The sequence below is a fragment of the Herminiimonas sp. Marseille-P9896 genome, from assembly GCF_903993245.1.
GTDB classification, from domain to species: domain Bacteria; phylum Pseudomonadota; class Gammaproteobacteria; order Burkholderiales; family Burkholderiaceae_D; genus Oxalicibacterium; species Oxalicibacterium contaminans.
The window spans coordinates 311,256-333,923 of sequence record NZ_CAJEVT010000003.1 but is presented as its reverse complement, the minus strand read 5'-3'; the positions used below and the strand labels follow the sequence as shown (position 1 = coordinate 333,923).

General features: G+C 54.8%; 21 protein-coding genes. 12 read left to right on the top strand and 9 right to left on the bottom strand.

Translation table 11 applies throughout. The annotated features are described in order from the left end of the window. Positions 1–22 precede the first annotated feature (22 nt). Complete coding sequence (locus H7U06_RS11945; RefSeq protein WP_175626380.1) at positions 23–2,563, top strand: autotransporter domain-containing protein; 2,541 nt, start codon at positions 23–25, stop codon at positions 2,561–2,563. 146 nt (positions 2,564–2,709) lie between these two features. Here the strand turns inward: H7U06_RS11945 and H7U06_RS11940 are convergent, their stop codons facing one another. The 5 genes from H7U06_RS11940 to epsC form a co-directional block, all read right to left on the bottom strand. Continuing rightward, positions 2,710–3,582, bottom strand: coding sequence for an ABC transporter permease (locus H7U06_RS11940; RefSeq protein WP_175626379.1), 873 nt, complete (start codon positions 3,580–3,582; stop codon positions 2,710–2,712). Further along, a complete protein-coding gene (locus tag H7U06_RS11935) occupies positions 3,579–4,451 on the bottom strand; it encodes an ABC transporter ATP-binding protein (RefSeq protein WP_254873230.1) in 873 nt (290 codons plus the stop codon). The genes H7U06_RS11940 and H7U06_RS11935 overlap by 4 nt, the downstream gene beginning before the upstream one ends. A gap of 57 nt (positions 4,452–4,508) precedes the next feature. After that, a complete protein-coding gene (locus H7U06_RS11930) occupies positions 4,509–5,552 on the bottom strand; it encodes an ABC transporter substrate-binding protein (RefSeq protein ID WP_175626378.1) in 1,044 nt (347 codons plus the stop codon). 45 nt (positions 5,553–5,597) lie between these two features. Further along, positions 5,598–6,491 carry a TauD/TfdA family dioxygenase gene (locus H7U06_RS11925; protein ID WP_175626377.1) on the bottom strand — a complete coding sequence of 298 codons (894 nt, stop codon included), beginning with the start codon at positions 6,489–6,491 and terminating at the stop codon, positions 5,598–5,600. 177 nt (positions 6,492–6,668) lie between these two features. Further along, positions 6,669–7,634 carry a serine O-acetyltransferase EpsC gene (gene epsC, locus H7U06_RS11920; RefSeq protein ID WP_175626376.1) on the bottom strand — a complete coding sequence of 322 codons (966 nt, stop codon included), beginning with the start codon at positions 7,632–7,634 and terminating at the stop codon, positions 6,669–6,671. 158 nt (positions 7,635–7,792) lie between these two features. Between epsC and H7U06_RS11915 the strand changes: the two genes are divergently transcribed. Both H7U06_RS11915 and H7U06_RS11910 read left to right on the top strand, forming a co-directional pair. Continuing rightward, complete coding sequence (locus H7U06_RS11915; RefSeq protein ID WP_175626375.1) at positions 7,793–8,047, top strand: hypothetical protein; 255 nt, start codon at positions 7,793–7,795, stop codon at positions 8,045–8,047. 258 nt (positions 8,048–8,305) lie between these two features. Further along, positions 8,306–8,440 carry an entericidin A/B family lipoprotein gene (locus tag H7U06_RS11910; RefSeq protein WP_124575348.1) on the top strand — a complete coding sequence of 45 codons (135 nt, stop codon included), beginning with the start codon at positions 8,306–8,308 and terminating at the stop codon, positions 8,438–8,440. Positions 8,441–8,567: 127 nt separating this feature from the next. On the opposite strand, the gene H7U06_RS11905 is transcribed toward H7U06_RS11910, so the two are convergent. Together H7U06_RS11905 and dusA are read right to left on the bottom strand one after the other, a co-directional pair. Beyond that, positions 8,568–9,026: a BON domain-containing protein gene (locus H7U06_RS11905; RefSeq protein ID WP_175626374.1), complete on the bottom strand. Its 459-nt coding sequence runs from the start codon at positions 9,024–9,026 to the stop codon at positions 8,568–8,570. A gap of 302 nt (positions 9,027–9,328) precedes the next feature. Then, positions 9,329–10,363, bottom strand: coding sequence for a tRNA dihydrouridine(20/20a) synthase DusA (dusA, locus tag H7U06_RS11900; protein ID WP_175626373.1), 1,035 nt, complete (start codon positions 10,361–10,363; stop codon positions 9,329–9,331). A 249-nt stretch (positions 10,364–10,612) separates the two neighbouring features. On the opposite strand from dusA, the gene H7U06_RS11895 reads away from it, so the two are divergent. The 9 genes from H7U06_RS11895 (at position 10,613) to H7U06_RS11855 (ending at position 18,994) form a co-directional block, all read left to right on the top strand. Next, the gene (locus tag H7U06_RS11895; RefSeq protein ID WP_175626372.1) at positions 10,613–11,911 is read left to right on the top strand and encodes an NAD(P)/FAD-dependent oxidoreductase; all 1,299 of its coding nucleotides are present in this window, start codon (positions 10,613–10,615) and stop codon (positions 11,909–11,911) included. A 7-nt stretch (positions 11,912–11,918) separates the two neighbouring features. Then, a complete protein-coding gene (locus tag H7U06_RS11890; protein WP_175626371.1) occupies positions 11,919–12,716 on the top strand; it encodes a DUF1365 domain-containing protein in 798 nt (265 codons plus the stop codon). Continuing rightward, entirely contained in the window at positions 12,713–13,948 is a 1,236-nt protein-coding gene (locus tag H7U06_RS11885) for a cyclopropane-fatty-acyl-phospholipid synthase family protein (protein WP_175626370.1), read from the top strand. The genes H7U06_RS11890 and H7U06_RS11885 overlap by 4 nt, the downstream gene beginning before the upstream one ends. After that, positions 13,945–14,532, top strand: a complete 588-nt coding sequence (locus H7U06_RS11880; RefSeq protein WP_175626369.1) for a chalcone isomerase family protein — start codon at positions 13,945–13,947, stop codon at positions 14,530–14,532. The genes H7U06_RS11885 and H7U06_RS11880 overlap by 4 nt, the downstream gene beginning before the upstream one ends. Then, entirely contained in the window at positions 14,532–15,767 is a 1,236-nt protein-coding gene (locus H7U06_RS11875) for an MFS transporter (protein ID WP_175626368.1), read from the top strand. The genes H7U06_RS11880 and H7U06_RS11875 overlap by 1 nt, the downstream gene beginning before the upstream one ends. Positions 15,768–15,792: 25 nt before the next feature. Continuing rightward, complete coding sequence (locus H7U06_RS11870) at positions 15,793–16,329, top strand: DUF3833 domain-containing protein (RefSeq protein WP_175626367.1); 537 nt, start codon at positions 15,793–15,795, stop codon at positions 16,327–16,329. Between the two features lie 43 nt (positions 16,330–16,372). Beyond that, positions 16,373–17,140: an SDR family oxidoreductase gene (locus H7U06_RS11865; protein ID WP_175626366.1), complete on the top strand. Its 768-nt coding sequence runs from the start codon at positions 16,373–16,375 to the stop codon at positions 17,138–17,140. Further along, positions 17,137–17,595: a nuclear transport factor 2 family protein gene (locus H7U06_RS11860; RefSeq protein WP_175626365.1), complete on the top strand. Its 459-nt coding sequence runs from the start codon at positions 17,137–17,139 to the stop codon at positions 17,593–17,595. The genes H7U06_RS11865 and H7U06_RS11860 overlap by 4 nt, the downstream gene beginning before the upstream one ends. 79 nt (positions 17,596–17,674) lie before the next feature. Continuing rightward, a complete protein-coding gene (locus H7U06_RS11855; RefSeq protein WP_175626364.1) occupies positions 17,675–18,994 on the top strand; it encodes an aspartate aminotransferase family protein in 1,320 nt (439 codons plus the stop codon). 48 nt (positions 18,995–19,042) lie between these two features. Here the strand turns inward: H7U06_RS11855 and H7U06_RS11850 are convergent, their stop codons facing one another. Both H7U06_RS11850 and H7U06_RS11845 read right to left on the bottom strand, forming a co-directional pair. Next, entirely contained in the window at positions 19,043–21,538 is a 2,496-nt protein-coding gene (locus tag H7U06_RS11850; protein WP_254873229.1) for a TonB-dependent siderophore receptor, read from the bottom strand. A 112-nt stretch (positions 21,539–21,650) separates the two neighbouring features. Next, positions 21,651–22,667 carry a FecR domain-containing protein gene (locus H7U06_RS11845; RefSeq protein ID WP_254873228.1) on the bottom strand — a complete coding sequence of 339 codons (1,017 nt, stop codon included), beginning with the start codon at positions 22,665–22,667 and terminating at the stop codon, positions 21,651–21,653. Position 22,668 lies beyond the last annotated feature (1 nt).

Sequence of the window (22,668 nt, the reverse complement as noted above, 5' to 3'; positions counted from 1 at the left end):
GATACGTTCCGGGACCACCGCCATGAGCACTGATTATCGCCTCTCCTACCTTAACCTCGGCTCCCATCAATTGCTACCGGAAGCAGTCGCTGGCAAACGTCATGTCGACTACCGCCTATTTGCCTCCGCGTGTGCACTGGCATTGGCCGGCATACCAGCCAGCAGTTGGGCGGATAGTTGCACCTCGCCCGCCACCACTATCAACTCAGCAACAAATGATAGATGCACGCTGAATGCCGGGGAAAGCGTCAACATCACATCCATCGGTTCGCTCACATTCTCTTCTAGTAATGCCCTTGATATGAACGCAGGAGCAGGAAATGTAACAAATGAAGGAACCATTTCCGGGACCTTCCCCAATGCCACTTCCGTGTTTGTTGGCGGGGTGACTACGGCTGACATCATTAATCATGGAACAATCCGTAACGACGCGACGACGCAAAATAATGCGGCAATCGGCACCCTCAATGGTTTTGGCGTACTCAACCGGATCACCAACACCGGTTTAATCGAATCGGTCGGCGGCACTACATCGCGGGCAATTTTCAATCTTTTCCAGATTACAAATGGCATAGACAATAGCGGCACTATTCGTGGCAAAACTTCAGGTATTACAAATGAGCGCGCGACTAGCACCATCGGTGGGATCCGCAATACCAGTGGTGGCGTGATAGCGGCTATCGATGCGAATGGTGCCGGCATTACGAACAATGGCTTGATCAGTCAGGGCATCGTCAATAGCGGTACCATTAGTGGTAATCAAGCCGGCATACTCAACAGCGGAACGATATCCAGCAACACAGATGGCTACGCTATCGACAACCGCGGCGGCACCATCAATGGTGGCATCAGTAATAGCGGGATACTGGATGGCAAAATCGCACTCGATAGCGCCAGCTTGCGCATCACCGGTACGACGGCGCGCGTTAGCGGCGACATTAGCGGCGGTGGCACCTCTTCCATCACGATAGACGGCAACTTTACGGCAGAAGCCGCAGCCAATGTCGGCACCATCACAGTCAACAATGCTGCCACACTCAATTTTGTAAGCAACCAAAACTGGAGTGGCAGCAATGCTTTTAGCAATAACGGCAGCGTAGTAATCGGCACAGCGGCAACACCCGGCGTCACGTTGACGACTGCCAACTATACGCAAAGCGCTACCGGCTTGTTGCAAATCGGTGCGAGCAGCGATAGCAACTACGGCAAGCTGCTAGTCACAGGCACCGCCAACTTCGCGCCCGGTGCCCGCATCAATGTCGATGTCGCCACTGTCAATACATTAGGCATCAACCAGGTACTGGCCCGTGTGATCAGCGCCGGGACGTTGAATGCTTCGACCTTCAATATCAGCGACAACTCCGCCCTCTTCAACTTCCGGCAAGTCCGCAATGGCAACGATATTGATTTGCGTGTCGTCGCCAATAACAGCATGGGAACCGGTATACGCGATGCCGTCATCGAACAGCGTACATGGTCAGCGCTGGATGCCGCACGCGTGCTCGATACCCAGTTGAACAATGGTGTCACAGGCGATATGGGCAATGTCATCAATGCCTTCGGTCAACTGCCAGACAATCGTGCTGTAGCGCGTGCCGCGACACAAACGCTGCCACTGGCTTCCGGTCATCAAGCCATACAAGGGGCTTTGAGTTCTTTCCAGAATGTGATCCAGAATCGTATCGGCGGCAATACGGGGCTATCTTCCGGTGATACGTTGAAGGATAAACAAATCTGGGGCCGTGTATTTGGTTCACGCGCCGACCAGGATGACCGCAAGGGATCAGCCGGTTTCAGTGCAGATAGCTGGGGATTGGGTTTCGGTGCTGATGCGGAAGTGGCAGCAGGTAATCGTGTTGGCCTGGCCTATGGCTACGCAAAAACATCCGTCAACGGCAATACCGATCTGGCAGGCGCCGCACAAGATTCCAACATTTCTTCCCATCTATTCTCTGCGTATGGCAGCAAGGAATTGGGCCAGGAACGTAGTCTTTCCTGGCAAGCCGACCTTGGTGTGAGTGATAACGACAGCAGGCGCCAGCTCAACTTCGGCGGCTTGAACCGCACTGCCCGTGCCGATTACCGTACTTACAGCGCCCATGTCGGTGCGACTCTCAAGCAACAGTTTGCCTTGAGCGAAACAACGAGTCTGACACCAGCACTGCGTGCCGACTATACCTGGCTCAAATCACAAAGCTATCAGGAAACCGGTGCCGATGCCTTGAACCTGCATGTCGCTTCGCAAAAGACCGATGCCCTGGTGTTAGGTGCGGATACATACCTGCAACACCGCTACTCACCCACCTCGCGCCTGGATGCGTATTTGGGCGTAGGCTACGACACCATCAATAAACCCGGTGCGATCGTGGCAGCTTATGCGGGCGCCGCAGGATTATCGTTTGTCACCAACGGCATAGAACTATCGCCGTGGCTGGTACGTGGCGGTATCGGCTACACCCACACCACAGCCAATGGCACTGAGGTCAGCTTGCGCTACGATGCGGAAGGCCGCAGTGACTATTTGAACCAGTCTGCTTCAGTGCGGGCGAAGTGGATGTTCTGATCATGAAAAAATTCATCTTCGATGAGGGTAAGGTCAAAACACTGAGCGCACCCTGCAAATATCGCAGGACGCCGGCTTTGGCAAGGAAGTCACCAGCAAATAAAAAACCGCCGAAAGGCGATTTTTTATTTGAATGATCTGAATTCCTAGCGTTGCATACCCCAACGTTGCACCGTCGCTTTTTCCAGGGTGCGGAACACGATATTCTCGACCAGCAAGCCGATCAGGATGACGGTCGCCAACCCGGCAAATACCTTGTCCGTGTACAACTCATTGCGATTCTGGAAGATGTACCAGCCCAGCCCGCCTTTGCCTGACGATGCCCCGAACACCAGCTCGGCGGCAATCAGGGTACGCCAGGCGAAAGCCCAGCCTATCTTCAAACCCGACAGGATGGCAGGCAAGGCGGCCGGTACCAATATCTGCAAGACATAAGGAATACCGCGCAAGCCATAGTTGCGTCCGGCCATGCGCAAGGTTTCCGGCACACCCTGGAAGCCAGCATAAGTATTCAGCACCATCGGCCACAGCACAGAATGCACCAGCACGAATACCAGGCTACCGCGCCCTATGCCAAACCACAGCAAGGCTAAAGGCAGCAAGGCAATTGCCGGTAAGGGATTGAGCATGGACGTAAGGGTATCCAGCAAGTCACGCCCCAGTTGCGTCGAAACCGCCAGCGTAGTCAGGATGAAAGCGGCCAGCACGCCTATCGCATAGCCCTGCAACAGCACCGATAAGGAGATCGCCACCTTATCGATCAACTCGCCGCTGCTGATGCCTTCGACCAGCGCTTGTGCCGTCGCAGCAAAGGTCGGCAACAGCAATTCATTGTTTTGCCAGCGCGCCGTTACTTCCCAGATCAGCGCCAGCACGACCAGGATCACGCTTTTGCGCAACCAGCCCTGCGCCCACAAACGTGCGGTCCACGGCAAGGCACGCTCTACCGGCAATTCGGTAAATGCCTCCAGCTTGCGTTCGTATTCCGGCCGCACCGGAGGGTATAAGGTGCTACTCATGATGGGATGCCCGCTTCTTCTTCAAACAACATGTGATGGATGCGCTGTGCCGTGTTCTGGAATTCGGTACTGCCGGAGCTCGCCAATGAAAAATCATGGCTATTGATCTCCGCACGCATGCGTCCCGGATGCGGTGACAGCAAGGCAATGCGATTACCAACCACCAGCGCCTCTTCTATTGAATGCGTGACGAACAGCAAGGTGAAGCGCACTTCATCCCACAGTTGCAGCAGTTCTTCCTGCATCTTGCGGCGTGTGAGCGCATCGAGTGCGGCGAATGGTTCATCCATTAGCAGCACACGCGGTTGCATCGCCAGTGCACGGGCAATCGCCACGCGCTGCTTCATGCCGCCGGAAAGTTGGTGCGGATGAACATCAGAGAATTTACTCAGGCCGACCTTGGCCAAGTAATGCAAGGCGCGCTCTTCCGCCTCCTTGCGCCCCAGCGTACGCGAGGCCAGCAAGGGAAACATGACGTTTTGCCTGACCGTCTTCCACGGCGATAACTGGTCAAACTCCTGGAACACGACAATACGATCCGGACCCGGTGCCGTCACTGCCTTGCCGTCCAGACGTATCTCGCCACCCACCGGCGGAATAAAGCCAGCGACCGCTTTCAGCAAGGTCGACTTGCCGCAGCCGGATGGCCCCAGCAAGACGAAGCGATCTGCCTGATGCACATCGAAGCTGACGCGATGCGTGGCACGCACCACACGTTCACGAGTGCGGTATTCCAGGCTGACGTCATCCACCTGCAACAAGGGCGCCAAGCCCGGCGCGATTTCAGCATCACGCTTTCCGCTCTCGCGTAGTGCCGGTGCGTCGGAGATGAAGCCCGAAGCACCCCGCAGGATAGCCGTACTATTCATAGGAGCTCCTCAGCAATGCACCAGCGATAATCAACAGAAAACGTGCGGTCATGACGATCAGCTACCTGGTTGTGCGTAGGCTTCTTCGAAGAAGTAATCCTTCCACGAAGCCGCCTTGTTTTTAATCACGCCCAGTTTCTGCAGCTCATCGGCATAAACGAAGGTGCGGTGCGGCGACACGGTGAAATCATTTTCCGGATCTTCGACGATCTTGCGTACCAGTTCCGGCGACAGCTTGGATTTCTGGATACGAATGAAGGTGTCCGCCGCTTTCGCTTTATCCGCCTTGATCAGTTGTGCTGCTTCGACCAGTGCGTTGTAGAAAGCCTTGTAGGTCTTCGGATTTTCATCATGGAATTTCTGCGTGGTGTACAGCACGTTGAAAGTCGCAGGGCCGCCGAGGATGTCATAGGAGCTGATGACTTTATGTACATTGCTGTTGGCGGCCAGTGCCTGGTAGTAGAAAGGTGCGCTGGAGAAATGCGTATTGATTTCCGAACCACCGGCAATCAGTGCAGCAGTCGCATCCGGATGCGGCAGGCTGACAGAGATATTGTCGAACTTCTTGAAATTGTCTTTACCGAACTGACGTGCTGTTTCGATTTGAAGGGTACGCGACTGGAAGCCGACGCCTGCAGCAGGAACCGCAATGCGGTCCTTGTCGCTCAAGTCTTTCAGTGTTTTCACCGCAGGATTGTTCGACAGCAGATAGTTGGGCAAGGAACCCAGCGCCGCGACCGCTTTCACATTTTGCTTGCCGCGGGTGCGATCCCACATCGTCAGCATAGGCGGCACGCCGGCCGACACCACATCCAGTGCCCCCGCCAGCAAGGCTTCATTCATCGCCGTCGCGCCGGAGATGCTGGCCCAGTCAACCTGGATGTCTATCCCTTGTTGCTTGCCGTGTTTTTCGATCAACTGGCGATCACGCACCACGTCGAGGATGAGGTAACCGATACCGAATTGCTGCGCGATACTGATCTTTCCCTCTGCGCGTGCGGGCAAAGCCGACAGCAAGGCAGTAGCAACAGCAATAACACTAAAAGCAGCGCCGATCCAGCGACGGCGTGGCGCACGATACGTGCGATTCAAATAAGACATAGAAACTCCGCAATATTGAATGAATGATGAAGATGAAATTCTGATTTAGAACGGCACATCGCCTTCTATCGTGGTGCGATACAGCTTGCGACGCAGATGCTCCGGGCAACCTGCTGCCAGATGCATCAGCGAGCGGTTATCCCAGAAGATCAAGTCATGCGGTTGCCAGCGATGGCGATAGACGTGTTCAGGTTTGACGCTGTGGTCAAATAATTGCTGCAGCAGATCGCGGCTTTCATCGGCCGGCAAGCCAGCGATACGCGTGGTGAAGTGTTCGCTGACGAACAAGGCTTTACGACCGGTTTCCGGATGTGTACGTACCACCGGTTGCAGCACTGGTTTGACCTTGGCGATTTGTTCAGCCGTGAGATTCGGACGCCATGGATTGCGACGCTGCAGCTCGGCGTACTGCGCCAGATAGCTATGTTCTGCTTGCAGGTTGGCGACCTTGTTACGCAGATGTACATCCAGCGTATCCCACGCCAGGTGCATATTCGCGAACAGGGTATCGCCGCCTTCGGCAGGGAGCTCCTGCGCATGCAGCATGGAGCCGAGGCTGGGCACTTCCACATACGACAGATCCGAATGCCAGAAGTGACCGGCATCGCCGAGACCGATAGGCTCGCCGTTCTCCTTGATATTCGAGATGATCAGGATTTCCGGATGACCCGGCAGCTGGAATTGATGCAACACGTGAATCTGCAGTGCACCGAAACGGCGGCTGAATTCTATTTGCTGTGCAGGTGTAATTTTTTGGTCGCGGAACACCAGCAAGTGATGATCCAGATGCGCCTGGTGCACGCGTGAAAAATCAGCATCATTGAGGCGAGTCGTCAGATCCAGCCCGAGTAATTCGGCACCTAGCGGTGCGTCAAATAACTGGATCTTGAAGGAAGCAGCGGCGGATGGGCTGGCTGCAGAAACAGGAACGGCGGACATAATTAAAAACCATGTACTTAGCAGATAATGGAAATAAGTTTATCTGCCGTACCTGCTGTCTCAAACGAATCATTCCGCTTAACTATATGCGGTTTTTAGTGGATGACTTCAACCCTTCATCTGCAAACACAAACAGGCCGCAGAAAACATACGTCTGCGTTCGTCCGTCTGTATCGCCTAGCTGTTCCGGCTTTGTGCCTGCGTGATATTGCTATCCGCTGCCACACTATGTGTGAGCCAGACGCCACCACCTATGGTCGTACCCTTGCCTATGGTGATACGTCCCAGCACAGTTGCACCAGCATAGATAACGACATCATCTTCAACGATAGGATGACGTGGATTGCCTTTGATCAAAGAACCGCTTTCATCTGCCGGGAAACGTTTGGCACCCAGCGTCACGGCCTGATACAGACGCACGCGATTACCGATCACTGCGGTTTCGCCGATGACGACACCGGTACCGTGATCAATGAAGAAGCTGCTGCCTATCTCCGCACCCGGATGGATATCAATGCCGGTACCCGAATGCGCGATGCGCGAAATCAGGCGCGCCAGGAAAGGCGCACCGAGATTATGCAAGGCATGCGCAAAGCGATGATAAATAATCGCCGTCATGCCGGGATAGCAAACCAGGATCTCCGACACACTGTGCGCTGCCGGATCACCGTGATACGCCGCCTGTAAATCAGTTACCAGCACGTCGCGAATATAGCGCAGCTGGCTGGCAAAGTTACGCGTAATCTCTATCGCTTCCCGATCCAGGTCGGATGCATCATGACCTGATTTAACGACAGGCTGTGCATCGTCTTCATCGCCCTGGCGCGATACGAATAGCAAACCACGTCGCACCTGTTCAGCCAGGTCATTCAAAGCAGTATTAAGTTTGTCGCCGACAAAGTAATCGATGCTTTCATCTGTCAGCACCGGCTGCCCGTAATGCGTAGGGAACAAGGCGGCGGAAAGGCCGTCGAGGATACGCTGCAATGCTTCGCGTGACGGCAATTCACGTATCTGGCCACGGTAACGGATGTTATGTGTTTCTTCGCGCGACTGGCGCAGGGATTTAACAACACCGTCCAGCCCCCAGGTACCAACGGGAACAGGGACGACAAGTTCTAATGAGGGGCGTAGTTTGGACATGGAGAGCGCTCTATAAGATGGTTTTGATTATAGAAGTCGCGTCCCGCACCTGAATACGAATAAAACTGTATATGCAAAATCGGAAATTGTTGGCACGAACCCAAGAATCATTTGCCGTGGATGCAGTCTGAACATAACCAGTTCAAAAGGAGCAAACCATGGCCAGCCAGGATGAAGCGACTTATTTTGAAAATGAATTGAAGCAACGCTTTGACGAACTTGTACTGTGGGCAGTACGCAACCGGCCGTATACCGGTGCCAGCCTGAAACCGACCGATTTTGATGACAGCTGGAAACAGATTGCACGCCTGACGCGGGAAGGAATAGACTTAGGAAAACGCAATGCCGCCGTGCCGGAACCGTCGGAAAACGGTCCGCAATACGTCAATAGCAATCCGGCGCCCTGGCCTTGAAACGGTTTTGTTTCAAGGTTTTCAGAGCTTCTCATATCGTAAAAAACGGCCACTGTCACACCTTAATGCGGCCGTTGTTCCATTACTACACAGCATTTATTTAGTGAACTTTATAGCAATTTAGTGTCCAATAAGTAAGCCGCTATCGCTGATGATAGCGAGGCTGCCAGAACGTTCCGGGGCCAACCCTGAGGGCTGTCCTGGGAAGTCATGGAGGCGTTCCTACGCATAACTGTTCAACCTGAAAGGAAGATCATCATGAAAAAAATTATTTCGATTGTCTGTGTTCTCGCCATGAGTATCGGTCTCAGTGCCTGCAACACATTCAAAGGCGTAGGACAAGACGTGCAACGCGGTGGTGAAAAAATTCAGGATGCAGCATCAGGTAAGTAATCCATCTGATAGCAAGGCATAAAAAAGAGCGTGTAGTCATACACGCTCTTTTTTTGCCCGCATTCTGCAAGCTGATTACAGCTGACAACCGAACCGGATCATCTTGCCCGGTTGTCGCTACGCTTGCTTACTGCTTTTTAATCGTCAGATTATTCAATACGGAATTCACACCTTCAACCTCACCGGTAATTTTTGCTGCACGGTCAATCTGGGTCTGGTTATTCACCGCGCCGCTCAGGCTAACAATACCCTTGGAGGTTTCCACCACGACATCCAGGCCTTTGACGTCAGAGTCGGCCAGCAAGGCTGATTTCACTTTGGTCGTAATGACGGTGTCATCCACTATCTGCCCTGCACTTTTACCTGCGTTGGCATCAGCAGGTGCGCCTGGCGCTGCAGGTGCAGTTTCCGGAACCGGAGTAGGCGGTGTCACACCAGCAGCTGCTGGCGACTCACTCGGCGCGGTCGGCGTAGGCGTGCTGCTGCTTTCTTCAGGTGGCGTACGACGCTCACAACCTGCCGCAAACAATACGGTCAACAACGAGGCTGCGATCGCTACCTTAGAATTATTTGACAGTGTCTTCATCATTTTTCCCTTTCATGGAATAAGTATTCAAATACTCCAATCGTGCAATCGGAAGCAAAGAATTCTCGTGGACTGAAGCCCCGACTTGTTTCAACGCAATATGCCTAAAACAAACCAGTTATCTTCTTGACCATGCTTTAACACGAAGGTTCGGAATAAATAAAATGATGTGCTGCCAGAGGGAAAACATCGGCAACCTTTACACGTGTTTGAAAAATTTACACGCGAAAAAACAAAAAAGAGCTGTCACACGGCAATGCGACAACTCTTTTATCTGCGCTGCATCTGGACAGCGGAGACTACTATGCGGCCAGTGGTTGCATGCGCGCGAGTGCCTGCAACAGCAAATCCGGATCACCCAAGGCCAGTTTCTTGGAATCAGACAAGGTCTGGCGGAAACCGCGTGCGTTCGGCAAACCCGCCATCAAACCCAGCATGTGACGCGTGACGGTATTTACCTTCAGGCCGCCACCTTTTTCGCTCTTGCCGTGCAACTGCAATTGCGCGCGGATGTAAGGGATCATCGCCTGCACAACTTCTGCGCGTGTCTTCGGTGTGCTGTCGTCACCATAGTAGCGCGCATCGAAAGTACTCATCAAAAACGGATTGTGATATGCCTCACGACCCAGCATCACGCCATCGACGTGCTGCAGGTGCGTGTCAATTTCGGCGATGGTTTTGGTGCCGCCGTTGATGATGATTTCCAATGCAGGGAAATCCTTTTTGAGCTGATAAGCAAACTCATAACGCAAAGGCGGGATTTCGCGATTCTCTTTCGGGCTCAAGCCTTTGAGGATGGCGTTACGCGCGTGCACGATAAAAGTATTGCAGCCAGCATCAGCAATGGTGCCGACAAAGTCACGTACGAAATCATAAGAAGTGACGTCATCTATGCCGATACGGTGCTTGACCGTCACATCGATAGACACCGCATCACGCATCGCTTTGACGCAATCAGCGACCAATGGCGTTTCATTCATTAGGCAGGCACCGAAAGCGCCTTTTTGCACGCGCTCGGACGGACAACCGCAATTCAGGTTAATCTCGTCATAGCCCCACTGCTCGCCCAGCTTCGCACTCTTGGCCAGGTCGGCCGGTTCGCTGCCACCCAGTTGCAAGGCAACCGGATGTTCTTCTTCATTGAAATCCAGATGGCGCGGCACATCACCGTGCAGCAAGGCGCCGGTGGTCACCATTTCCGTGTACAGCCAGGTATGACGTGTGATCTGGCGGTGGAACATGCGGCAGTGCCGGTCTGTCCAGTCCATCATCGGGGCCACGCTGAGGCGACGCCCCTTGTATTTACCCTTGGCTGTGTTGTCTTTATTGAAATCCATTATTAATGCTGAGCTGCCTTTTTTCGTAGTCCGCAATTTTACACCTTACACCCCCACCTCACCCGGCCAACCCCATAGCAGAGCGGGCTGCACTAGCGTCAACCTGCGTCAACAAGACCATAGTTGAAAAACAGCAATCCGGCTGAATCCAATCAAGGCTGCCCTGCGTATTAGTGATAAGGCATGCAAAAGTGCAAGCCGGAGCCAAACAATCCGGCCCTTACTCACAGCAAAATAACAGGAGTCAACATGAAAATCGCCGTCATAGGATCAGGAATCGCAGGCCTGTCTTGTGCCTGGCGTCTGGCCAGTTCCGGCTACGATGTGACCCTGTTTGAGGCCAACGATTACTACGGCGGCCATACACATACGGTGAACGTCACACTGGATGGCGTGACGCATGGGGTAGATACCGGTTTCCTGGTATTCAACCACCAAACTTATCCTCAACTGGTCAAGCTCTTCGATGAACTGGATGTAGCTACAGCGGCAACCGATATGTCCTTCTCGGTCAAACTGCCGCTCCCCGGCCGCACGCTGGAATGGGCCGGTGGCGATCTGGATGCGGTATTTGCGCAACGACGCAATCTGCTGAGCCCACGCTTCCTCGGCATGCTGCGCGATATCCTGCGCTTCAATCGCCATGCCACGGCGCTGGCCCTGGGGCAAAATGAGGCGGGTGTTAACGAATCTCTGGGAGCCTACCTGGAACGTCATCACTACAGCAAAGAATTCCGCGACTGGTATCTCTTACCCATGGCGGGTTGCATCTGGTCTTGCCCGACCGGGCAAATGCTGGATTTCCCGGTTCTCTCCTTCATACGCTTTTGCCACAACCACGGCTTGCTGCAGGTAAATGACCGCCCGCAATGGCATACCGTGATGGGTGGCGCACGCCATTACGTGGAAAAGATGCTGGCCGAGATCCCGCACAAGCATCTGCATACACCTGTCTTTTCCATCAATCGCAGCACGTTGACCAATACAGGGCTGATCCGGGTCGAAGCCAGCAATGGCACACATATGTTCCACCAAGTCGTACTGGCCGGGCATAGTGACCAGTCACTGCGTTTGCTGCAAGATGCCAACGAAGCGGAGCATGAAATCCTCGCCGCCGTGCAGTACCAGCCCAATCGCGCAGTACTGCACCTGGATACCAGCTGTCTGCCAGAAAATCGCAAAACCTGGTCGGCCTGGAACTATCAAAGTGCCACCTGTGATGAAGCCCGCGTTTGCGTGCACTACCTGCTAAATCAGCTACAGCCGCTGCCGTTTAAACAAGCGCTACTGGTCTCGCTCAACCCTATCGATGAACCACCCGCAGATAGCGTGCTGGGTAGCTATGACTACGCGCACCCGATATTTGACGCCGCCGCCATCACTGCCCAGTACCAGCTGCCTGGCATACAAGGACTACAAAACACTTGGTTCGCCGGTGCCTGGACTGGTTACGGTTTCCACGAAGATGGTCTGAAGTCCGGCCTTGCGGTTGCCACCGACATCATGCGCATCAGCGGTATGCGCACCCACAGATCACAAGCAGCCTGAAACCATCATGGATACCGGCACACTTCCCGCTCAACTCTGCTTCGGCAAGGTGCTGCACACGCGTCTGCGCCCGACCCGCCATGCGTTCGGCTATGAGGTGTATTTCGTGCGCCTGCCATTGCGCGCGATGGCGCAGCAAAAGCACACGACGCCACGTTTCTTTTCGCTGGATAAATTCAATCTGCTGTCCTTCCATGCGCAGGATCACGGCAATGGCAAGCAGGCCTTGTTGCCATGGATAGAAACCCTGCTGAAACAGGAAGGCATACACGATGCCGATGGCGAGATCTGGCTACAAGCCTTTCCGCGTGTGCTCGGCTATGTGTTCAATCCGGTGTCCTTCTGGTTTTGCCACAAAAAGGATGGCAGCCTGCGTGCGGTGCTGGCCGAAGTGCGTAATACCTTCGGTGAAAAGCATTGCTATCTGCTCGATACCGGAACCGCGATGCCATATGGCGTGGAACTGATCGCCCGCAAAATTTTCCATGTCTCGCCGTTCTGTGCAGTTGAAGGTCTGTATCGCTTTCACTTCATGCACGTCACCAGAGAAGAAAATGGCGCAACGGTAGAACGTCACATCGCCTGCATAGACCATGACGATGCAGATGGCCCGTTGATCCTGACCAGCATCTCCGGTACAGCACAGCCGTTGTCGGATGCCAGCGTCGCGCGCGCCTTTTTCACCTATCCGCTCATGACACTGGGCGTGATTGTCCGAATTCATTGGCAGGCACTCAAGCTCTGGCGCAAGCGCATGCCATTTTTCAGCAAACCCACCCCACCTACCAGCGAGTTAAGCAGATGACCAGCAAATCCATTAATCCGGAATCGCTCCGGTTCGACACGCAAGCCAGCGCTACGGACGGCTTGCCATCGCAAGTCAAATTCATCCTGCAACTATTGCGCAAGCTGGAATATGGCGCACTGCGTATGGAATTTCCAAATGGCGAGTGCATGCACTTCGGTGATCACTCACATCCGGTCACGTTGACACTGAAAAACTTTGACTTGTTTAGCGCTGCATTGAAATCTGGGGACATCGGCTTTGCCGAAACCTATATCAATGGTGATTGGAGTACCGACAACCTGCCCGGGCTGATAGAACTATTTGTACGCAACCGCGCCGCAGTCGAATCCGTCATCTACGGCAGCTGGTTCGGCAATCTCTTTTATCGCATCAAACATCTGTTTAATCGCAACTCCCGTACCGGCAGTCGTAAAAACATCCATGCGCACTACGACATAGGCAACGACTTCTATACCTTGTGGCTGGACCCGTCCATGACCTACTCGAGTGCCTTGTACAACGAACAAACCGGCGAGGACCTGACGCAAGCCCAAAACGTCAAGTACCGCCGCATCCTGGATGAGCTGCGACTCGTGCCACAAGCGCGTGTACTGGAAATCGGTTGCGGCTGGGGCGGTTTTGCCGAAATGGCAGCGCGCGACCAGGCGGCGCATGTGACCGGACTGACACTCTCGTCCGAGCAACTCATCTACGCACAACAACGTATGACCACCGCCGGATTGCAGGCACAAGCCGATTTACGCCTGCAGGACTACCGCGATGCGAATGGCCAGTACGATGCAATCGCATCGATAGAAATGTTTGAAGCAGTCGGTGAGGCATATTGGCCGAGCTACTTTGCATGTATCAAGCGCAATTTGAAAAGCGGTGGCCGCGCCTGCATCCAAAGCATAGTGATAGACGATGCCTTGTTTGCACGTTATCGCAAAGGTACGGACTTCATCCAGCAATACATCTTCCCCGGCGGCATGCTGCCCTCGCCTGAAGTATTCCGTCAGCAAGCCGAGAAATATGGTTTGCGCGTGGTCAATGAATTCAAGTTTGGTCTCGACTATGCTCATACGCTGCAAGCATGGCGTACCTCGTTCCGTGAGCAAGCACAGCGTGTGCGTGCGCTTGGCTTCGATGAACGCTTTATGCGTACCTGGGACTTTTACCTGGCCTATTGTGAAGCAGGTTTCTGCGCAGGCAGCATAGACGTAGCCCAGTTCACGCTGGAAAAACCATGAAACAGACACCGCCGGCCGGAGCACGCTACCACTACCTGCGCGTAGTCGTGCTGTGGCTGTTTGCTGCCTGCGTCATTACGAACAACAACTACGCCGCCGATACGGCTCCTGCGCATATACAAAAAGAGTTGGCACCAGCCTACTTGTCCGGACTAGGCAGTTTCCGCTGGTTTGGCCTGAAGATCTACGATGCGCAGCTCTGGGTAGGTGAGCAAGGCTATAACAGCGCCACGCCAGAGAGCAGCAAATTCGCGCTCGACCTGCGCTATGCGCGCGCACTGCAAGGACGCAAGATAGCTGAAGCCAGCCGCGATGAAATACAAAAGCTAGGCCTCGGTACCGCGCAACAACTGGCGGAATGGCAGAGCAAGATGGAGCAGATATTCCCCGATGTGAGTGAAGGTACGCATCTCACCGGCGTCTACTTGCCGAACAGCGGAGCGCGCTTCTACCTGGACGGCAAAGCCATAGGTGAAATCATGGATGCCGCGTTCGCGCAGGCCTTCTTTGCGATCTGGCTAGCCCCAAAAACGACCGCGCCGCAATTGCGCACCGCATTGCTGGCAGGCGCGGCTGCACGCTGATGGACAGGCTCGCGGCCCCTTCCTATTTTGCTTACGGCTTGTTCGGCTTGCCGCTGGCACTGGTTGCGCTACCAATCTACGTCTACGTACCGCAGTTCTATGCCGAACGTTTCGGCCTGTCGCTGACACTGATAGGCGCGACCTTGCTGTTTGCACGTGTCTCTGATGCATGCATAGATCCCTTGCTGGGCATGTGGATAGATCGCAGCAAACACGGCTACCGACGCTTCATCATCCTCTCGCTGCCTTTGCTGGCCTGCGGCTTTCTTGCGCTATTCCATCCGCCATCAGTCGGCTTGGCTGCAGCGCTCGCATGGTTTATCACTACCCTGCTACTGGTATATCTGGGCTTCAGCCTGGCCACCATCGCCCATCAAAGCTGGGGCGCTGCGCTGACGCAGAAATTGAACGAACGTTCGTCCCTGACGGCGACGCGCGAAGGCTGTGGTTTAGTCGGTGTAATCATCGCCGCATCGTTGACAGGCTGGCTCGGCCTGGGCTGGCTCAGCATCACCTTCATCATCAGCCTGTTGCTATGCAGTGCCGTCTTACTGAAGCTGGCACCTGAACCAGCTCGCCAGCCATCGCAGCATCACAACTGGCGCATGATGCTGACGCCGTTCCAGACGCTACGCTTTCGCTGGCTATTCGCAGTGCTGATCGTAAACGGTATTGCCGCCGCGATACCCGCTACCCTTTTCCTGTTCTACGCCAAAGACCAGTTGCAACTCCCACAGTACGCCGGTCTGTTCCTGATGCTCTACTTTGTTGCTGCGGCCTGTTCCATGCCGCTATGGGTAGCGCTCGCCAAACGACACGGTGAAGCGCGCATCTGGCTGTTGGCGATGCTGCTTGCAGCCGTGGCATTTGTCTGGGCCTATGGCTTGTCGGCAGGTGCTGCCCTGCCCTTCGGCCTGATTTGCATATTGTCCGGCTTAACACTGGGCGCCGATCTGGCCTTGCCGCCCGCATTGCTAGCGGCCGTTATCCATCAGGCAGGACACAGCGGCCAGCGTGAAGGGGCTTACTTCGGTGCATGGAGCTGGGCCACCAAAATGAACCTGGCGCTGGCGGCGGGCATTTCGCTGCCCTTGCTGCAGCAACTCGGCTATGTACCCGGCGTGGTCAATAGCGCAGGGGCGCATGCACTGGCCGTCGGCTATGCACTGCTGCCCTGCGCACTGAAGCTCAGCGCCGCAGCCATCCTGTGGCGTGCGCCTTTGCGCGACATATAAAGCGGAACGAATCAAGGAGACCAACATGAAACACTGGAAAAAATTCTGCGCAGTACTATCTCTGGTACTGCTCTCATCCTGCGCCAGCCACAGCAATATCGCCGACTATGCCAACGAGCGACCAACACTGGACTTGCAGCAATACTTCAACGGCACGCTGGATGCATGGGGCATGTTCCAGGACAGGTCAGGCAAAGTCATCAAGCGCTTCACAGTCGTCATGCGCTGCAAATGGGACGGCAATATCGGCACGCTGGACGAAGACTTCACCTACTCGGACGGCAACAAACAAAAACGCGTCTGGACGCTGCGTAAAGTCGCGGCCAACCGCTTTATCGGTACTGCACCGGATGTGGTCGGTGAAGCAGTCGGCGTCACCGCAGGCAATACTCTGCACTGGAACTATGTACTGGCGCTGCCGGTGGATGGCAAAGTATATGAAGTCAATTTTGATGACTGGATGTATCAAATGGACGATCGCGTCATGCTAAATCGCGCAGCGATGAGCAAATTTGGCTTTGCATTGGGACAGGTAACGCTCTCATTCACCAAACGTCCATGAAACTATTAGTGCGTTCTAACCACTCGCCACCAGGGAGAACAAAATGAATCCCGTCATTAGCAACTGGGCCGAACAACGCGTATGGATCATAGGCGCATCCAGCGGCATAGGGGCAGAAACGGCCAAGCTATTACTGCAACGAGGTGCGCGCGTTGCACTCTCCGCCCGGCGCGTCGACTTGCTGCAGGCAGTTGCGAATTTCCATCCGCGCTCCGTAGTCGCCGGATTGGATCTCACCGATCCTGCCAGTGTGCAGGCGGCCTATGCGCAGATAGCCATGGAATGGCAAGGCGTGGACATGGTACTGATCGTCGCTGGTTCTTATAACGAAATGCGCGCCGACAACTTCGACCTCGCCATCGCCAGAAACATGCTGGAGCTCAATTTGCATGGCCCGCTGAATTGCCTGGATGTCGTGCTGCCCGGCCTGCTGGCACAAGGGCACGGCAGCATAGGCATAGTCTCGTCCGTCGCTGGTTACAGCGGCTTGCCGAAGGCATTGATCTACGGCCCGAGCAAGGCCGCGCTGATTAATCTGTGCGAATCGCTATACCTCGATTTGCGGCCGCGCGGCATAGGTGTCTACATGATCAATCCCGGCTTTGTTGCAACGGCATTGACCGCCGGTAACGACTTCCCCATGCCAGCGCTGATGAAAGCGCCCGATGCAGCACGTGAAATTGTGCGCGGCATGGAGCGCGGCGAATTCCATATACACTTCCCGAAGCGCCTGAGTAATGTGCTGCGCGTACTGCGCATGCTGCCTTATCGCCTGTACTTCTGGATCATCCATAAAGGAACCGGACTATGAATGACGGCACCACCAGCGAACTGAGTTACGCAACTGATATGCAGCGTGTCGTGCATTTCTTTGAAACGCTGACGGTCGCTTCCGCGCAAGAACAGCTCGAGCAGGTCTACGCACCAGATGCCTACTTCAAGGACCCATTCAACGAAGTACGCGGCCTGGCCGACATCATGCCGCTCTTTGTGCACATGTTCACGCAGGTCGAAAACCCGCGCTTCGTCATCACCTCGACGGTATTGCAAGGTGATAGTGCGTTCATGACCTGGGAGTTCCTGTTCCACATGCGACGCTATGCGCGCGAAGAACAATGCATACGCGGCGCGACCCACTTCCGCTTCGCACCCGACGGCCGCGTCAGCTACCACCGTGATTACTGGGATGCGGCAGAAGAACTGTACGAAAAACTCCCTGTAGTCGGCAGCTTCATGCGCCTGCTCAAACGCATCGCCCGCAAATAAATGTCCTCTGCCCGACCATCTTCCGTGCTCGCAGCAAACGTACTAATATTGCTGTAACTCCTTACTGAAAGCACGGCATATGACGCAGTCGCTGGATACCTCCCATTTGTGGATGCCTTTCACCGCCAATCGCCAGTTCAAGGCCCGGCCACGCATGCTGGTCGCTGCGTCCGGCATGTACTACACCAGCGATGACGGACGGCAGATACTGGATGGCACCTCAGGTTTATGGTGCGTCAATGCCGGACACGGCCATCCCAGAATCACGGCCGCCATCCAGCAACAAGCTGCGCAAATGGACTATGCACCGCTATTCCAGATTGGACATCCGCTTGCATTTGAAGCAGCCAGTGCGCTGGCCGAGATAGCGCCCGCAGGTCTGAACCGCGTCTTCTTCTGTAACGACGGTTCCGAAGGTGTGGATACTGCACTAAAGTTAGCGCTGGCCTACCACCGCATCCGAGGCGATGCCGGTCGCACCCGCCTGATAGGCCGTGAACGTGGCTATCACGGTGTCGGCTTCGGCGGCATCGCAGTCGGCGGTATCGCTGGCAATCGCAAACAATTCGGCCCCGGCCTAGCAGCGGATCACCTGCGTCATCCGCTCAACATCGCAAAAAATGCTTACTCGCGCGGCCTGCCGCTGCACGGTGCGGAAATGGCGGATGAGCTGGAACAACGCCTCTTAGCGCTGCATGATCCATCCACCGTCGCCGCCGTCATCGTCGAGCCGCTACAAGGTTCGACCGGCGTAATCCTGCCACCGCAAGGCTATCTGGAAAAAATCCGTGCCATCTGCGACAAGCACGGCATCCTGCTGATCTTCGACGAAGTCATTACCGGCTTTGGCAGGCTGGGTACAGCCTTCGGCGCCGACTACTTCGGCGTCCAGCCCGACATGATCGTCTGCGCGAAAGCACTGACGAATGCGGCCGTTCCCATGGGTGCCGTCATCGTCAAACAGGAGATCCATGACTGCTTCATGCAGATGGCCCCCGCCGATAGCATAGAACTGTTCCACGGCTATACCTACTCCGGTCATCCGCTGGCAGCAGCCGCCGCGATAGCGACCTTGAAGGTGTACAAGGAAGAGCAATTATTCCAGCGCGCTGCCGAACTGACTCCTTACTTTGAAGAAGCGGCGCACAGCCTGCGGGGCTTGCCCCACGTCAAAGACATACGCAACCTGGGCCTGGTCGCTGGCATAGAACTGGAAAGCATTCCTGGCAAACCCGGTGCGCGTGCTTATGAATTATTCACTAAAGCGTTTTGGGATAAGGATTTGCTGACACGTGTTACCGGTGACATCGTGGCACTGTCGCCGCCGCTGATCATCAACAAGGCACAGATAGATGTCATGTTTGGCAGCATTGCAGATATTTTGCGGGCGATAAAATGAATGCCTTAAAACAGCATACACACGATACCGCCCGCCACTACTAACGACCTACCATTTGTAGGTGATACGTCCCAGGATAGAACGACGCTCGCCATAGAAACAGGCGTAGGTGCAAGACGCAACGTATTCCTTGTCAAAGAGATTGCGCGCGGTGAGATCCAGGCTGATGCCCTTGAAAGCCGGATTATGTGCACCAAGATCGTAGCGCAGCACTGCATCAAATATCGTGTAACCGTCGACTTTCACAGTGTTACCGGTATTGAAGGAGGAGCCGATATAACGCGCCCCGCCGCCCACATTCAGACCCGCCAGGCCACCACCCTGTACCGTGTAATCAGACCATAAGGACAGCATATTGCGCGGCACTGCCTCTGGCGTGTTGCCCTTGGTAGCGTTGTTGCTCTTGGTGATCTCGGCATCAGTGTATGTGTAAGCCCCTATCAGGTTCCAGCCCGAGGCAAGACTTGCCGTCGCTGATAACTCCAGGCCACGCGAACGCACCTCACCGGTCTGCACATTGTAGATAGGGTTGGCCAGATCTGTAGTCGGTACATTGGTACGGGTAAGCTCAAACAGCGATGCTGTCATGAAAGAGTTGAAACCGACCGGTTGATACTTCACGCCCAACTCCCACTGCTTCCCTTTGGTCGGATCGAACGGAGTGGTACCGCGCGCAGGTGAAGTAGTACCGGTTTGCGGCTGGAACGAGGTCGCATAACTGATGTATGGAGACACGCCGTTATCCGCCTGATACAACATACCGGCACGCCAGGTGAATGCCGTATCCGCCGACTCGGTTGCCTTGTTGGTGAACTTGTTCAAGGTCTTGCCCTTGGCATCGTCGTAACGACCACTCAGAAGCAGCACCAGCTTGTCATCTATCTTGATCTGATCCTGCGCGTAGAAACCAGTCTGGTTGCGCGTCTCCACCGTATAAGTATTTGGGTCAGCGGGCAACACAACCGCAGAGCCGTATTGCGGACTGAACAAATTAAGCGGCGTGAGATTATTGAATGCCGCGTATTGTTCACGTGTCAGCGAGGTTCGCGTGTAGTCCAGGCCCAGCAGGACATTATGCTTGAAGCGGCCACTGCTCCAGCTACCGTGAATTTGATTGTCTACACTGGTGCCGTGGGCATCATCGTCACGGCGATACGCTCCTCGTTCCGCAACGGAAAAATTGCTCCCTGCCTGCCAGCCTCCGAGGTAAGCATGGTTAACACGATTGCTGGACTGCGCATAGACGAGATTCTGTTTGAATTGCCATGTTTCATTGATGCGGTGTGCGAACTGATAGCCAAGCGTACCCGCATCCTGATCCCATTTACTCCATTCCGGCTCACCAGTAAAAAGCTTGGTCGAAATACGTCCGTTAGGGTTGTATTTCACCGTACCTTCCAGCGGATAACCTGCGCTATTAATGGTTTTATTGCGCATGAAGCTGGACAATACCGTCAGCGAGGTGTCGGGACTAATACGCCAGGTCAGGGATGGTGCAATGAAGTAGCGGTCATCCGGAATGTAATCGATCATGGTGCCACTGTCGCGCACCAGGCCGGTCAGCCGGTATGTAAGCTTGCCGTCATTGTCGATGGGGCCACCGAGGTCAAACGCCACTTGCTTGTTGTTATGTGAGCCGCCGCTTACCTGGATTTCGCGTAATGCTTTATCCGTCGGCCGTTTCGAAACAATATTGACCACACCACCCGGCGCAGCCTGGCCGTAGAGTACGGACGCGGGTCCCTTGACGATCTCTATGCTTTCCAGCGCATAGGGTTCAGCCATGGCACTGTAATGCGGCAACGGTAATTTCAAACCATCGCGATACATCACGCCAGGATTGGTACGCACATCAAAGCCGCGAATGATGAAGGGATCATCGGTGCGGTTAAAACCTTCCTGCACCACGACCCCGGAGGTATAGCGCACGGCATCACCCAAAGTTTGCGGGTTTTGTTCGCGGATTTGCGCTTCGGTAATCACCGATATCGATTGCGGAATTTCAATTAGGGGCGTGTTGGTCTTGGTTCCCGTTGCACTGCGTTTCGCAACATAGCCATAGGCAGAGTCTGTCAGTGCCGCGTGGTCGGCGGTCGCAGTTACTGCAGGCAGCACCGCTTCGCCACTGATCGATGTTGTCGTCCGCAGTACATAAGCACCGCTATCCAGCCGTACTGCCTGCAAACCACTATTCGCCAACAGCACGGCAAAAGCGCCCTGCGGCGTAAATTGACCACGCACTGCCTTGCCTGTCTTGCCATCCGTCTGATCAGCGGTAAATGACAATGGCACATTGGCGGTACTGGCGAGGTTACGCAGGCTGGCAGCGAGCGGGCCTGCCGGAATATTGTAGGTCTGCTGCTCGGTCGTAACCTGCGATGCTGGCGCTATCTGTGCATGACCCTGCTGCGGCGCAGCCGTGTACAAAACCATGCCGCAGATTGCCATCGCAAGGATGGTCATACGCGGCGGATAAATACCGGCAGTCGTTAGCGCTGCTGATTTGATGTGACGCTGCTTCTTTTGATTTTCATATGCACACATACTATTCCCTTAAGGTGGCTTGCTAAAAATGAAGCCCATACTTGTAGGTGCCTTGAAAATCAAAATCGGGCAGAACAATAATGAAAATAATTAAAAATATTTGAAGAAGCGTTTATGACGCCGCTTCCAGCGTCACCCAATAGCGCGTGCGTGTACGCACCTGGATAGGCAGGGTATTTGGCAACATGGCGAGAATGCGATCGGTATCACCCAGCGGGAACACACCCGAGAAACGCAGATCGGCCACCGCCGGATCACAGCGCATCACACCCGCGCGATAGCGACTCAGGTCGGCGATAAAATCAGCCAGGCGTACGTTATCAGCAATGATTTGTTGCCGGGTCCATGCAGCCGACTGTGCATCTATGCTGACCTGCTCACCCAAACCATCACCCGTGAAAGTGATGCCCTCACCCGCGTTCAGCAAATAACTGCTGGCGTGTGCAGGTGTGACCTCTACCCGGCTTTCAAGTACGGTTACGGTCGTACTGCCGTCGCGCTGACGTACTGTGAACTCAGTACCCAAGGCGCGCACCCTACCTTCAGCGGTTTCAATAATGAAGGGGCGCTCTTCCGTTCCGGCGTGGCCGGTCACTATCATCATCTCGCCGCTGACCAGTCGCACCAGGCGTTGCTTCTTATCGAAGCGCACATTGATGGCACTGGCGGTATTGAGTGTGATGCGTGTGCCGTCATCCAGCGTCAGGCTACGCTGTTCGCCAGTCGCAGTGCGATAGTCGGCGACTGTCTGCTGCCAGGTTTGTGTGCGGGTAGCGAGTGTGCCGCTTACGCCAACGACTGCAAACCACAGCAAGGTACGGACCGCTTTGCGTCGCTGCGGTGCAGCCAGTGTCGGATTCGCCAGCGGTGAAAGACTTTGATATGCAGCCTGCGTCGGCAGCGATTTGAAGCGCCCAGTGACCGCTTCTATGTGTTGCCACGCCAATTCATGATCGGGCTGCTCCTTGCGCCATTGCAGCCAGCACAGTCGGTCCGCATCAGTCGCCTCGCCCGACATCAACAAGGTCAGCCAATCGGCGGCAGCGTTGGCCGTATCTTCACTGATTACCCGTCCGTGCGCCAGCGGCGGCATCTTGTTTGTATTCGCGGCGATGTTCATGGATGTCATC

Bases quoted from the DNA above. Each gene is read 5' to 3' on its own strand.
- H7U06_RS11945 (WP_175626380.1), top strand. From the start codon at position 23: ATGAGCACTGATTATCGCCTCTCCTACCTTAACCTCGGCTCCCATCAA.
- H7U06_RS11940 (WP_175626379.1), bottom strand. From the start codon at position 3,582: ATGAGTAGCACCTTATACCCTCCGGTGCGGCCGGAATACGAACGCAAG.
- H7U06_RS11935 (WP_254873230.1), bottom strand. From the start codon at position 4,451: ATGAATAGTACGGCTATCCTGCGGGGTGCTTCGGGCTTCATCTCCGAC.
- H7U06_RS11930 (WP_175626378.1), bottom strand. From the start codon at position 5,552: ATGTCTTATTTGAATCGCACGTATCGTGCGCCACGCCGTCGCTGGATC.
- H7U06_RS11925 (WP_175626377.1), bottom strand. From the start codon at position 6,491: ATGTCCGCCGTTCCTGTTTCTGCAGCCAGCCCATCCGCCGCTGCTTCC.
- epsC (WP_175626376.1), bottom strand. From the start codon at position 7,634: ATGTCCAAACTACGCCCCTCATTAGAACTTGTCGTCCCTGTTCCCGTT.
- H7U06_RS11915 (WP_175626375.1), top strand. From the start codon at position 7,793: ATGGCCAGCCAGGATGAAGCGACTTATTTTGAAAATGAATTGAAGCAA.
- H7U06_RS11910 (WP_124575348.1), top strand. From the start codon at position 8,306: ATGAAAAAAATTATTTCGATTGTCTGTGTTCTCGCCATGAGTATCGGT.
- H7U06_RS11905 (WP_175626374.1), bottom strand. From the start codon at position 9,026: ATGAAGACACTGTCAAATAATTCTAAGGTAGCGATCGCAGCCTCGTTG.
- dusA (WP_175626373.1), bottom strand. From the start codon at position 10,363: ATGGATTTCAATAAAGACAACACAGCCAAGGGTAAATACAAGGGGCGT.
- H7U06_RS11895 (WP_175626372.1), top strand. From the start codon at position 10,613: ATGAAAATCGCCGTCATAGGATCAGGAATCGCAGGCCTGTCTTGTGCC.
- H7U06_RS11890 (WP_175626371.1), top strand. From the start codon at position 11,919: ATGGATACCGGCACACTTCCCGCTCAACTCTGCTTCGGCAAGGTGCTG.
- H7U06_RS11885 (WP_175626370.1), top strand. From the start codon at position 12,713: ATGACCAGCAAATCCATTAATCCGGAATCGCTCCGGTTCGACACGCAA.
- H7U06_RS11880 (WP_175626369.1), top strand. From the start codon at position 13,945: ATGAAACAGACACCGCCGGCCGGAGCACGCTACCACTACCTGCGCGTA.
- H7U06_RS11875 (WP_175626368.1), top strand. From the start codon at position 14,532: ATGGACAGGCTCGCGGCCCCTTCCTATTTTGCTTACGGCTTGTTCGGC.
- H7U06_RS11870 (WP_175626367.1), top strand. From the start codon at position 15,793: ATGAAACACTGGAAAAAATTCTGCGCAGTACTATCTCTGGTACTGCTC.
- H7U06_RS11865 (WP_175626366.1), top strand. From the start codon at position 16,373: ATGAATCCCGTCATTAGCAACTGGGCCGAACAACGCGTATGGATCATA.
- H7U06_RS11860 (WP_175626365.1), top strand. From the start codon at position 17,137: ATGAATGACGGCACCACCAGCGAACTGAGTTACGCAACTGATATGCAG.
- H7U06_RS11855 (WP_175626364.1), top strand. From the start codon at position 17,675: ATGACGCAGTCGCTGGATACCTCCCATTTGTGGATGCCTTTCACCGCC.
- H7U06_RS11850 (WP_254873229.1), bottom strand. From the start codon at position 21,538: ATGTGTGCATATGAAAATCAAAAGAAGCAGCGTCACATCAAATCAGCA.
- H7U06_RS11845 (WP_254873228.1), bottom strand. From the start codon at position 22,667: ATGACATCCATGAACATCGCCGCGAATACAAACAAGATGCCGCCGCTG.